This window comes from Embleya scabrispora (genome assembly GCF_002024165.1).
In the GTDB taxonomy this organism is placed as follows: Bacteria; Actinomycetota; Actinomycetes; order Streptomycetales; family Streptomycetaceae; genus Embleya; species Embleya scabrispora_A.
In genome coordinates, this window is sequence record NZ_MWQN01000005.1 from 311,135 (window position 1) to 323,192 (window position 12,058).

Annotated in this window: 9 protein-coding genes and 1 pseudogene; 4 read left to right on the forward strand and 6 right to left on the reverse strand. The window is 68.4% G+C overall.

Annotated elements, in window-relative coordinates; all coding sequences use genetic code 11:
- Nucleotides 1-14 precede the first annotated feature (14 nt).
- Nucleotides 15-3,431 carry a DnaJ C-terminal domain-containing protein gene (locus tag B4N89_RS46110; RefSeq protein ID WP_143658418.1) on the forward strand — a complete coding sequence of 1,139 codons (3,417 nt, stop codon included), beginning with the start codon at nt 15-17 and terminating at the stop codon, nt 3,429-3,431.
- 224 nt (nt 3,432-3,655) lie between these two features.
- Here B4N89_RS46110 and B4N89_RS46115 read toward each other — a convergent pair whose 3' ends face one another.
- From B4N89_RS46115 to ssb, 5 genes are all read right to left on the reverse strand, one after another.
- Nucleotides 3,656-4,354, reverse strand: coding sequence for a transposase (locus B4N89_RS46115; protein WP_161501067.1), 699 nt, complete (start codon nt 4,352-4,354; stop codon nt 3,656-3,658).
- Between the two features lie 110 nt (nt 4,355-4,464).
- A complete protein-coding gene (locus B4N89_RS46120) occupies nt 4,465-5,190 on the reverse strand; it encodes a metal-dependent hydrolase (protein ID WP_078982693.1) in 726 nt (241 codons plus the stop codon).
- Between the two features lie 9 nt (nt 5,191-5,199).
- Nucleotides 5,200-5,364, reverse strand: coding sequence for a hypothetical protein (locus tag B4N89_RS50485; RefSeq protein WP_161501069.1), 165 nt, complete (start codon nt 5,362-5,364; stop codon nt 5,200-5,202).
- A gap of 291 nt (nt 5,365-5,655) precedes the next feature.
- Nucleotides 5,656-7,962 (reverse strand): hypothetical protein, encoded by a 2,307-nt coding sequence (locus B4N89_RS46125; RefSeq protein WP_143658420.1) that lies wholly within the window; start codon nt 7,960-7,962, stop codon nt 5,656-5,658.
- A gap of 59 nt (nt 7,963-8,021) precedes the next feature.
- The gene (ssb, locus tag B4N89_RS52900) at nt 8,022-8,675 is read right to left on the reverse strand and encodes a single-stranded DNA-binding protein (RefSeq protein ID WP_078982695.1); all 654 of its coding nucleotides are present in this window, start codon (nt 8,673-8,675) and stop codon (nt 8,022-8,024) included.
- Here ssb and B4N89_RS46135 point away from each other — a divergent pair.
- From B4N89_RS46135 to B4N89_RS46145, 3 genes are all read left to right on the forward strand, one after another.
- Entirely contained in the window at nt 8,556-9,629 is a 1,074-nt protein-coding gene (locus B4N89_RS46135) for a tyrosine-type recombinase/integrase (RefSeq protein WP_235619383.1), read from the forward strand. The genes ssb and B4N89_RS46135 overlap by 120 nt on opposite strands.
- A gap of 4 nt (nt 9,630-9,633) precedes the next feature.
- Nucleotides 9,634-9,960, forward strand: coding sequence for a helix-turn-helix domain-containing protein (locus B4N89_RS46140; RefSeq protein WP_078982697.1), 327 nt, complete (start codon nt 9,634-9,636; stop codon nt 9,958-9,960).
- A 308-nt stretch (nt 9,961-10,268) separates the two neighbouring features.
- A complete protein-coding gene (locus tag B4N89_RS46145; protein WP_078982698.1) occupies nt 10,269-11,660 on the forward strand; it encodes a hypothetical protein in 1,392 nt (463 codons plus the stop codon).
- 31 nt (nt 11,661-11,691) lie between these two features.
- On the opposite strand, the pseudogene B4N89_RS53670 reads toward B4N89_RS46145, so the two are convergent.
- A pseudogene (locus tag B4N89_RS53670) lies at nt 11,692-11,799 on the reverse strand (single-stranded DNA-binding protein); the annotation flags it as partial.
- Nucleotides 11,800-12,058: the final 259 nt, after the last annotated feature.

Below are 12,058 nucleotides of genomic sequence, written 5' to 3' on the forward strand. Positions count from 1 at the left end.
AGGAAGTGCACGCCGTGGACGGATTCGCCTACGGCGTCATCGGCGCGGACCTGCACGTGCTCCCGGATCGCGGGCCGGTCTACCTGCTGTACCGGCACCGGCCGGAATCCCGGACGTCCGACCCCGCGTGGCTGATGCTTCAGCCCAGCCGGCTGCTCGACGCCCGGCACACGGTGGTCGGCTTCACCGGCCGACAACGCGAACTCGACGAACTGTCCGGGTGGCGAGACGGTTCGTCCTCCCGGATCTCCGCCTGTTGGCTGCACGCTCCGGGCGGGCAGGGCAAGACCCGGCTGGCGGAGGAGTTCGCCCGCCTCAGCGGCGAGGCCGGCTGGCGGGTGGTCACGGCAGCGCAGGGCCTCGGCGTGGTGCATCCTCGGCCGGGCAGTCAGGATCTCCGCCCGGACGGCTCGTCCGGTGTTCTCCTGGTGGTGGACTATGCCGACCGATGGCCGGTCTCGCACCTGACCTGGTTGTTCAGCAACGCCCTGCTCCACCACGAGATACCGACCCGGGTGTTGTTGATCGCGCGCTCCGCACACGGCTGGCCTGCGGTTCGCGCTGCGCTCGCCGCAGTCGGGGCGGAACTCGGCGATCGGCACCTGGCCCCCTTGCCGGACGATTCAGCGGCCCGACACCACATGTTCCGGGCCGCCCGAGACGCCTTCGCCGAACGCTACGGCGTCGACCCCCGCCGCGTACCGTACCCGGATCGGCTGGACGGATCGGACTTCGGCCTGACCCTGGCGCTGCACATGGCGGCCCTGGTGGCGGTCGACGCGGTGGTGCGGGACGCTCGCCCGCCCGAGGATCTGGCCGGCATGTCCGCGTATCTGCTCGATCGCGAACTCGGGCACTGGCGCGCGATGTACGAGAAGCGCGTGGAGGGGGTGGACTTCGCCACCTCGCCCGCCGAACTGGCCCGCATCGTGTTCACCGCCACCCTCACCGGCCCGGTCGGTCACTCCGACGGCGTGACCGTGGTGAGCGCGCTGGCCGCGAGCGAACATCCGCAGCGAGCCCTGGCCGACCACGCGATCTGCTATCCGAGTGCCGATCCGGGGCGCGGCGAGGTCCTCGAACCGCTGTATCCCGACCGGATCGCCGAGGATTTCCTGGCGCTGACCCTGCCCGGGCACGATCTGACCGCCTATCCGTCCGATCCATGGTGTGTGGGGACGCCCGCCCGGCTGTTGGCGGTCGAGCCGCGCCACACGGCTCGCGCCGTCACCTTCCTGACCGCCGCGGCAGCACGCTGGCCACACCTCGCACGGCGGCACCTGTACCCATTGCTGCGCAGCGATCCCACGCTCGGTGTCCGGGCGGGCAACGCGGCCCTGTCCGCCCTGGCGCAGTTGTCCGACGTCCCGGTCGACGTGCTGACCGCGGTGACGGAACGGTTCCCGGAGCATCGGGACATCGACCTCGATTCCGGTATCGCCTCCGTCACCGAACGCCTGATCGCCCACCGGCTCGCCGAGACGGACGACCCGGCGCAAACTGCGGAACTGCGCAATCTCCTCGCCCGACGACTTGCGTACGCCGGCCGCGGCGACGAGGCCGTCACCGCGGCCCGCAAGGCCGTGGAGGACTGCCGACGGCTTCCCAGGACGGTCCCGGCCTCTTCGATCTCCCTCGCAGTCTCCCTCACCAATCTCGCATCACACCTCGGCCACGACGGCCGGCCGTCCCCCGAAGCCGTGGAGCGAGCCTTGGAGGCGGTGGCACTTCTGGAGCGGCTGGTCACCGTCGGGCCGGAAGCCTTGCTGAAGGAACTCACCACCGCCCGTGCCGTGTTGAGCGTGGCGTACCAGGCCATGGGGCGACACGACAGCAACGTTCGTACCCTGTCGAAGCAAACGATCAGTTCGTATCGGGCACTGGTCGCAGTCGACCCGCGGCAATACGAGCCGTACCTCATGCACGCCCTGCACAACGTTGCCGTGCACCATCGCGAGGCCGGCCGGATTGCGGATGCGCTCGCATGCAGTGGCGAAGCGCTGGAGATCGCCGGCCGGCTGTCCGCGGCCGCTCCGGCCACCCACCTGCCGAGCCTGGCGCAGGAACTCTTCATTCACGGCAACCTGTTGATGGAGAGCGGTCGGGCCGACCTCGCCCTGCCCGTCGCCACGAAGGCCGTCGAGGTGATCCGGAGGATGCAGCGCAGCGACGTGCGCGCCCACGAGCCCGACCTGGCCCGAGCGCTCGACCTGCTCGGCAATTGTCGGCAGCTGGTAGGACAGGTCGACGAAGCCATCGAAGCGACGGAGGAGGCTGTTCGGATCGGCCGGCGGCTCGTGAGACGCGATACTCGCGCGCACGAGTGGTTCCTGGCCATGGTCCTGGACAATCTCGGCACTCGGCAGGCGGCCCACTCCATGTTGCGTCAGAAGGCGGGGTCGCCGGAGTCGATGGAGCACAGCGCGGAGGCAGTCACCATCCTACGCCGATTGGCCGACGCGACTCCGGAACGATTCGATCCCGAACTCGCCCGTGTGCTCAGCAATCTCGCCGTCCGGCAGATGGAAAACAGCCGAATGGACGACGCGCTCGAGACCATGCACGAAGCCTTGGCGCTGCGAGAGCGGCTGGTCGAGCGGAATCCGGCGGCCCACCGATTCCGACAGGGCTGGGACCTGGGGAACCTCGCACAGATCCTGCTCGAGAGCGGCGCGCCCGCGAACGAGTCGGCGCACGCGGCCGAGCGCGCGGTCACCATCTATCGGGACGCCGCACGGGAGAACCCGCGCGAGCACGAGTTGCAGCTCGCGAAAGTCCTCATGTTCCTGGCCTACGCCAGGGCACAAATCCCGGACGAAACGGACCACGCAAGGCAGCACGCGGCCGAGGCCATCGAGATCTGCCGCCGCCATCTGGACCGTCTTCCGAGGTTCGTCCAGCCTTTCCTGGTCGAAGCGCTGGCACTGCATAGGCAACTGGGCGGAGCAAGCGGGCACTGCGAAACCGCCGCAGTGGGTGTGTCGCTGGCACAGGCGGCCCTGGGAGGCGTCGTGTCGGTCACGCAGCCCGGCACCGGACGCGAGATTCGCCTACGGCTGCCGGCCGGTATCCGCTCCGGACAGCGGGTCAGACTCGACGGCCTGGAACTCACGGTCGCGGTACGCCCGCATCCCACGTTCCGGCGCGACGGCGACGATCTCCGAATCGGCATTCCCGTGACCTTGGCCGAGAGAGCAGCCGGCCTCGTGCTGCGGGTACCACTACTGGAAGGAGGCTCGGTCACAGTGCGTTTGCCGCCGGCCGCTCCCGTCGACCGTCTACTGCGGATACCCGGCCGCGGATGCCTACGCGCCGACGGGACCCGCGGGGACATGCTGCTCTCATTGGACACCACCCGCGACAATGTCGACGCCTCCACCCTCCGCGACTCGCTACTGGCATCGAATCCGTGGGGCGGATCCACGGAATGAGACAGATCGTCGTGCGCACGCCTTCGACGGCGTGTCACGGTCATGCGCTACTCGATACGGCAAGTTCAGGCCCACCGCGCCCGAACAGGGCTCCGTCTCGGGTTCGCGCCGGCTCGATGTGCTTTCGGGGGTGAGTCGCCTCGCCATGAGGTCACGCAGGTCGTGTTTCGGGCGGGCAGCCGATATCCAGGCCGCGGTTGCCGCGTTCGCTTCCGGTCACGGCACTACCTTCGGTTCCTTCTGTCCGCGACGTCGAGCCACGCCAGATTCTCACCCGGGCGCGCACCGTCGCGCAACGCAGCCACGATCTCCTGCCACGTGCCCGTCTGTTTCCACCTGCGGAGCCGTTGATAGGCGGCTTGCCCGCTGATGCCGAGATCCGCAGGTGCCAGGGCCCACCTGAGGTCCGCGGTGTATCTCCACGCGATGACGTCGAGGACCTCGCGCGCGTTGGAGGATCGTCCTTGTGTGTCCGGGACGTGAGGCCGTACCCGGGCCCATTGCGCCTTGGTCAGCCTCGGGGCACGCGACCGACCCGAGGACCCCGTCACGCTGCTGCGGTTGCGGTCGCCGCCTGTGATCTGGCTTGCGCTGAGGCGGACGCCTGCGTTCGAAATCTCCCGCAAGGCCGCCTCCGGGTCCCTGGGCGTACCTTTGGCGTACCGGCGGAACATTTCCTCGACGACAGGCGTCAGTGCGAGCCCCTCCCGCGCGGCGCGTGCCTCCGCTCTCGCCACGACATCCTCGGGGAGCCGGAAGATCTTGGACACTCGTCCGCCGGCCAGGTCGGCCATCGTGGTCGGCAGCAGGTCCTCGGACATGTCCGCATCGCTCGATTCCAGGCGCTTTCGGCGGTAGAGGCGGATCGCCTCCTCGTCGGAGACGGGGCCGCGGAGCGCCTTCTCGTCACCTCCTGCTGTCACGATGTGCCCCTTTCCGGGTCTGTGCACGAGCCATGCAGCATGCATGCTAGCGGGCGCCGTACACGCTTCGTATATATGAGATAGCGCTCATTCGCCCGATAAGGGTTGTTTCAATTCAGCCATGCCAGCGTCCACCACGGCGAACCCGCCACGGTGGCGCACGTCACCCAGACGCCGAAGGCGGCGAACCCGGTCGCGGCGACCACGCTTTCCGGTACCGATCCCGTCCGGCCCATCACCGGAAGGCAGATGCGACGGCGAGAGAAGGGCAGGAACAGCGGTACGCCACCGAGGGTGCACATGTCCCCCAGGATGTGGATCAGCATTCCGCCGCCGACCGCCCAGGTCATCCACCACCAATCGCCGCGGCACACGAACCCCCCGGCGCCCGTGACGACGGTCGCCTGCGCCACGAGAATCACGTCCCCGGCCGGCCGCCCCTTCCACGCGGCGAGGCCCAGCGTGAGCATGGCGACGTACGCCAACACGAACAGGATCGCGACCATACCGACCGTGCCCGTCTTCACCCGCAGCAGCCCCGTGACGGCACCGACGGCGACACACGCCATCAAGCAGTGAGTGCCCTTGCGATGTCCTCCGGCGAGCGCCGCCACAGCCCTCGCGAGATTGCCGGTGACCGGACCCAGGGTCCGTGCGAGCGTGGCCCGGGGGTGGTCCAGGTCCGGCAACAACGCTGCTCCCGAGGCTGCGAACGCGGACAAGGCCAACGACCCGCCCGACAGTTCCTGACCGAGTCGGTCAGCGAGCGAGGGCGCCGCGGCAAGCCACAGCGCCGCGCCCATCACGGCGTGAGTACGACCCATGCACACGGGCATTGCCTCCGGTCAGTGGTCCCAGACATGACGCGCGCTCCACTCGGACAACGCCTTCGACCAGCGTCGAAGATCGTCGATGCACGCGGCGGCGTCCCAGTGGTTCCCGGCGAGGAATCCGCCCACCACCAGGACGACCAGCAACCCGCCGACGATCTGGGCCACGACGAACCTCACGTCTCCTCCTCCGTGTGCGCCGGCCGCGCAGGCCGCCGACGGGGCGCGAACGTCGTGACCGGACGAACGCACCACGACCCCCGAGCACTTGCTCGTCCGCGCTTTAACACCCGTCCCCCCGCATTGCGTTCGTCCGCACGAAGGAACCGGCCCGCCCGGTCGAGCACCCCCGATGCGCCCATGGCGGCATGGCGCGCGTGAAGGTGTGCGCACGTTCGCTCGTCACCGTCCCCCACGCACTGGGTGGACCCGCGCTCCGACGTCGGCCGTCGAATGCGGGATGCCGCACGTTCATCGGTCCCCGGCCAGCGTCTCGGTGCTCCGCGGCAGGTACTTCTCAAGATCGGCGGCAGCATCAGGGTCGCCGAACCACACGTTCTGGATGGCGGTGAGAGGCAGACCGGGGGCTGCACGAAAGATCGCGCGGCCCTGGATGCGTCGTCCTGTGGCCGAGGTGACGGCGAGTGCGGGAGTACGCGTCTCGTCCAGGACCATGCGGCGCGTGACCACGTCCATCTCGCCGCAGGCGAGCCGGCCCCCGAACTGTGAACGCAGGGGCCCGCCCATGATCTCGGTATCCGGCCGCTGAATGCCCAACATCAGGAACACGCCCATGGCCGCGGCCTCGACGGCCAGGCGCTGGGAGATCGACAGGATCTGGTCCCGTGCCGCGTTCCGTTCCCGGATCCGCGGGTCCTTGCCCTTCTCCTTGGCCACCAAGGCCAGGAACTCGTCGATGATCACAAGCCGGGGGACGAAGACCTTTCCCGAAGGAAGGTTAGTGAACCGCACCACGCCGTGCCGACCCAACTCCAGCTTGCGACTCTGTACTTCCGCGTCGGCGCGCTCCAACAGGTCCCGTATCGCGAACACCGGTGACTGCTCCGGGTCCTCGAGGTCGAGACTGGCCACCGGTTCCACCAGGCCGACTCGTCCGTTCCACCGCAACCAGTGCGTCTTGAAGTCACCGATCTGCAGCTCCCAGCCGCGGGCAGCCGCCTGTGCGGCGATCGATTCCATCGCCGACGACTTGCCCGAGCGGGTCTGTCCGGCCACCAGAAGGTGCGGGGATTCGGTGTTCACATCGAATTCGACCCAACGCCCCGTGTCCAGATCGCGCCCCATCAGAAACAGCGACCACGTGGGCAGGACCAGGCCCTGCCACCGCACGTCCTCCGGATCTGCCGGCACGAAAGGCGTGAGGTCCACGTAGCCGCGACCGTCCCAGGACGCATGCCAACGCAACCCCGGGTCGTCGGCCGACGGCGGACACACCTTGTAGTTCCACTCGTCCAGGAGCGTGCGCCGCAGCCCCGCGTCGGTGACGTTCAAACCCGTGGGATACACCACCCGCACCGCCGCCGGTACACCCCCCGGCCTCCACGCACGCACGCGTATGTGCGTCCAAGGACCCATCGCCGGACGGTCCTTGCGAGGCTTGAAGTGCGCCGTGTACTTCAGAATGCCGGCGGCCGTCGCATACATGACCGCCACCCGGGCCCGCCGCGGCCGAGCCACCACCGCACCCCGCACCCACGCCAGTGCCGCCCAGGCCGCCATCGGCGCCGCGGCCCCGATGATCGTCCGCGACCTCGTCGATGTCCACACGGCCGCCACGAACAACAGCCACAGCGACCAGCGCCACCTCCGCGAGTCCTCGCGCAGCAGCAACCGCGCCCACTCCCGAAACATCAGACGGAACGGCTTCACGCCGCGCCCGGCCGGATCGAACACCTTGCGCGTCATCAGCCACCATCCGCCCGCGAGGACCCACGGTGCCCCCAGACACCCAATCAGGACGGGATGAGCCAGCAGATAGCGTCCCGTGTCCTGCGGGTGGGTGAACAGCCACACACACGCCCCGACGAGCACGGCACAGTACGTCAGGCGAACCGTCCGCCGCGCCACCGTCGCAACCCGTGAGCCGCGATCCTCCTCCGCCGGGACGACCGTCCTCAAACCCGCCACCACGGGTTCACCGCCCGGAACCGACGCGATCGCAGCATCCGCAGAAGGCGTCTCGCGTACGGACGGCAACGCCACGACCCGGGGCGTCTCGCCGTCTTTGTCCGCAGGCCAGCGCAACGTCCAGGCGAACCCTTCTGAAAGCACGGCATCGCTGTTCCAGGCCCGATGAAGCGTGCGCATCGCCGCGATCCCGGGAAGCCCCGGTGCCCGGGGGATCAATACGACTCCCGGGGCCGCGAGGTCCCATCCGGTGACCCGTAGCTCACCCGCGATTCCCGCGAAGTGGTCGCGACAACACGACCGCATCGCCCCGAGCATGCGCCTACGCTGCCTGCGGATCGGTTGCTCGCAGGCGATCAGGACGATTGGCGCTCCCCACAGCGCCACGCACGCCGGCCACCACAGGACACGGATCCACAGACCCACCACCAGAAACACCGCGAAGCACGCGGGCGCGACGAGAACACCGATCCTGCACCACGGCGAACGCCGTCTGTCCCTGGCTCGCCCCCACGCGGCCGCCACGAGAGTCGTCAACGGTTCACCAGGGACCGCGGCGGCGGAGCGAAGCCGCGCCCGACGCCACTGCCCCCACCCGAATCCGCCACCGATCCCGACCACGATCGTCACGACGAGAGGCCACGCGGGCGAGGTGGACGCGCCGGCCGTCGACAACTCCATGACGTCGGTCAGCGATCCTCGTTCGAGAGCGTCGTCGCCGGATCCCCCTGAACCCCGGAGCCCTGGATGCGCAGGCCGGTGGCTGCGGACCGGCCGAGGGAGGCACCAACGTCCTCGGCAGTGAGCTCGACGGACGTGCGCCGCTCCCCGTCCTTGGAATCGTAGGTGTGTGACTCCAGGCGGCCGCGCACCATGACGCCCATGCCCCGCCGCAGGCCCGACTCGCCGATGTTCTCCGCCAATCGACGCCAGGCCGAGCAGCGCAGGAACAGCGTCGCTCCGTCCTTCCAGGACCCTGAATCGCGATCGAAGTTGCGAGTGTTCGAGGCGACGGTGAAGGTCACCACGGCCACCCCACTTGTAGGAACTCCCGCGTGTTCCCTCGGCGAGCATTGCCCCAGGTGGCCGAAAGATCGAGGTCCACACCGGTTCAGCGTCGATGCGAGAGAGCTCGACGTTTCTTCAGGAATCCCGACGTTCTTCTGGTATCTATGACCGGTGATCAATATCAGTGAGCCGAGGCGCCCGTGACGCTGGCGGTAGTGCGATCGCTGGGGTCGGCCCGCCAGTTCGGATCGGCTCAGGACTACGACGACTTCGAGCAGGAGCTGGTGGACCAGTACGCGCTGGCGAGCGCGGCGACCGGTGTCACCGACGACCATGTCGCGAGCGAGCGGTCGGTGATCTTCGAGTTCGTGAAGTTCCTCGGCCGCCACGTGTGGACGACGGCCCCGAAGGATGCCGATCGGTTCCTGGCCCATCAGCGCAAGGATTTGGGCCGGGCCCGAAGTACCGTGCAGAGCAAAGCGTGGACGCTCGCACGCTTCTTCGACTTCCTCGTCGTCCGATACCAGGGCGACATCCACGCGCTGACCGGCCATGTCGTGGAACAGCCGATCGACGAGTTCAACCGACCGACGAAGGCCGAGTACGCCGGCGCCGTTCGAGTGCCACGCGGCGACGGCGAGGTCGACCTTCTGTTCTCGCGATGGCGAGAAGCGTTGCCCGAAGCCCGCAAGTTCCTGCCGGCGGCCCGCGACTACCTCGCGGCCTCGCTGTGGCGTCGGGTCGGGTTGCGGATCGGCGAGACCGTGCTGCTCGACATCCGGGACTGGCGTCCGGACCTCGGCGAACACGGCAAACTCCATGTGCGATTCGGCAAGGGCAGCATGGGGCGAGGCCCGAAGACCCGTCTGGTGCCCGCCATCAACGACGTGGACGCGCTCTTGGACTGGTGGCTCGTGGATGTTCGACACCAGTTCGGGGACGACTGGTCGGACCCCGACGCTCCCCTGCTGCCGAGCGAACGTCGGGACCGACACAGCGGAAGACCCATGCGCGCGGGTGACGACGCGCTCCGTTCGGGGCTCGCGGACGCGGTCGACCGGTGGCTTCCGGACTGGCAGGGAAGACTGACGCCTCATGTCCTGCGGCACTTCTGTGCCTCCTCGTTGTATGCCCGCGGCCTGGACCTGAAGGCCATTCAGGAGCTTCTGGGACACGAGTGGTTGTCCACGACGACCCGATACGTGCACGTTCACGACGATCACATCGAAAACGCCTGGGCCACCGCGAACTACCGCGTGGCCGAACGGCTGACGGGAAATGGGAAGTGAGCCGATGCGCTGGAACCTGCGGATGAAGGCCGCCGAGAACGGGATCTGGAAATCCACCGAGATGCGTCGACGCCTGGCAGAGGCGGGACTGGAGGTCAGCGCCGGGAAGATGTCGGCCCTGTGGACCGGAACACCGACCACGATCAGGCTCGACGACCTGGACGTGATCTGCCACGTCCTGGACTGTTCGCCGACCGATCTGCTCATCCGGGAGCCCGAGAAGGTCGCCGCCCTGCGGCCCGAAGTCCGAGCGACCGCGGACGGCGTCCCGTCCGGTGATCCCGGGTTCGTCCCACGGCTGGGACGCAACCGCACCCTCCCCCCGGCATGACCGCCCCGCGGCGATGCGAGGGATGCGGATCCAGACCCGTGGCGGCCCCCCGGTATCGGCACTGCTTGGACTGCCTGCCCGGCGGACCCCGAACGCCACCCCCGTGCCGAAAGTGCGGATCGATCAAGGACTACTACTCGTCGGGTCTGTGCCGTCGATGTCATCGCTTCGCACCCTCGATGATCGACAGTTGCGCCGACTGCCTGTGCTGGGGCACCACCCGTCACGACGGTTGGCTCTGCGAGGGATGTCGAGGCTGGCGCAAACGATTCAAGACGATCGGTGAATGCCCAAGCTGCCAAAGGGAGTTGGCGCTCAACGCTGACGGTTGGTGCCGCCTGTGCTGGCGCCAGGCGGCCTCCCAGCGGACCGGCCGAAGGAGCATCGGCGTCGTCGAGGCCAACGCCGACGGCCAGCAACTGTTCCTTGCCAACCTCTTTCGCCAGAAACGCCTCCCGCCCCAAACCCCCAGCACCGAGACGATGCCGAACGCCGGTCGATATCCCGTGATTCATCGGCAGGGCGTGCTCGTCGACCTCGTCCGCGACATCCTCGCCGGGCAACAGGCCGGATTCCCCGACCCACCGATCCCCGAACTGGCCCTGCTGCTCGAGCAGGCGGCCGCCGAACACGCGGCCCGTCACGGTTGGAGCAAGACTCGCCGCAACTCGGCGACCGCTGCCCTGCGAATACTGCTCGCGCTTCAGGACACCCCGGGCGCCCCCATCACGACCACCGAGATCGCCCGACTCACGGCGCTGTCGGCCAACGCCCGTCCCCTCGAGGAGATACTGGACGCGGTCGGCATGCTCGACGACGACAAGGAGTCCACGCTCGACGCGTGGTTCGCCCGTCAGAGTCGCGACCTGCCCGAGCCGATGGCCGGTGAATTGCGTACCTGGTTCGAGATCCTGCGCGACGGACGCACCACGCCACCACGGTTCCGACCCAAGAGCACGAACACGATTCGAGTGCGCACCCGCGCGCTCATACCCGTCCTGAAGTCCTGGGAGGCCGACGGCCATAGGTCGTTGCGGACGATCACCCGCAACCACGTCCAGGACGCGCTCCCGACCTCCGGCAGCCGCCGCGCTCTGACCGGCTCGGCACTTCGCTCGCTGTTCCGGGTGCTCAAGGCCCGCAAGGTGGTCTTCGTCAACCCGACCGTGCGCATCCGCACCGGCAAACCGGAAACCCGCCAGCCACTGCCCATGAGCCTGGCCGTCGTCCGCGAGGCGCTCGGCTCTCCCAACCCGGCCCGACAGGCCCTGGCCGCCCTCGTCGCCTTCCATGCACCCCGCAGCGGCGATATCCGGGCCCTGCGGCTGACCGACGTTCGCGACGGGCGAATGTACCTGCCAACCCACACGATCCTGCTTGCCGACGAAGCGCGGAACCTCGTCGGACGCTGGCTCGACCACCGAGCCACACACTGGCCCCGCACCCTGAATCCGCACCTCTTCATCAACACGTTCACCGCCGTGCGGACCGTGCCGGTCAGTCACGTCTGGATCAACAAGACCCTCGGCGTATCCGCCCAAGCCGTCAGAGAGGACCGCATCCTGCATGAGGCAGCGGCCACCTTCGGCGACCCCCGCCGCCTCTGCGACCTGTTCGGTCTCAGCATCCTTGCGGCCCGCAGATACACCGACACGGTGAACGGCCCGACGCTCGGTTCCGCAACCCAAGCCCCCAGATAGGGTCTTCACTGGCCCCCACCCGTGAGTTCCCCGGTGTCGAGGCTTCAGAATTCACGAACCCACGGGAGACCGGGGTGTAGCGAAGCTCCGGGTCCGCCGTGAGATTCCCTACGACCGTGATGATGGTTTCGCCCGCCACAGCAACTCCGTTCATCGGGACGCCGGGTGCGCCGAAACGGGCTGCGGATGAGGAGCACAGTCCGTCTCGGCGACACCGAACAGCCGTGGAGACCAATGGCGTTCGGTCCTCACCCGTGGCGCGTACCCGCGCCCGACCCATCGTATATACATAATTAGCTTGAATACAGGTGTCCTCGCACGGAATGGCCATCGACTCCCTCGTCCGAGTCGACTACGCCGCAGGCATCGTTCGGCAAGCAGCCATCGCTGCCGACCCG

Coding starts and splice junctions, on each gene's coding strand:
- B4N89_RS46120 (WP_078982693.1), bottom strand. CDS start 5,190: ATGCCCGTGTGCATGGGTCGTACTCACGCCGTGATGGGCGCGGCGCTG.
- ssb (WP_078982695.1), bottom strand. CDS start 8,675: ATGGTCGTCGGTGACACCGGTCGCCGCGCTCGCCAGCGCGTACTGGTC.
- B4N89_RS46140 (WP_078982697.1), top strand. CDS start 9,634: ATGCGCTGGAACCTGCGGATGAAGGCCGCCGAGAACGGGATCTGGAAA.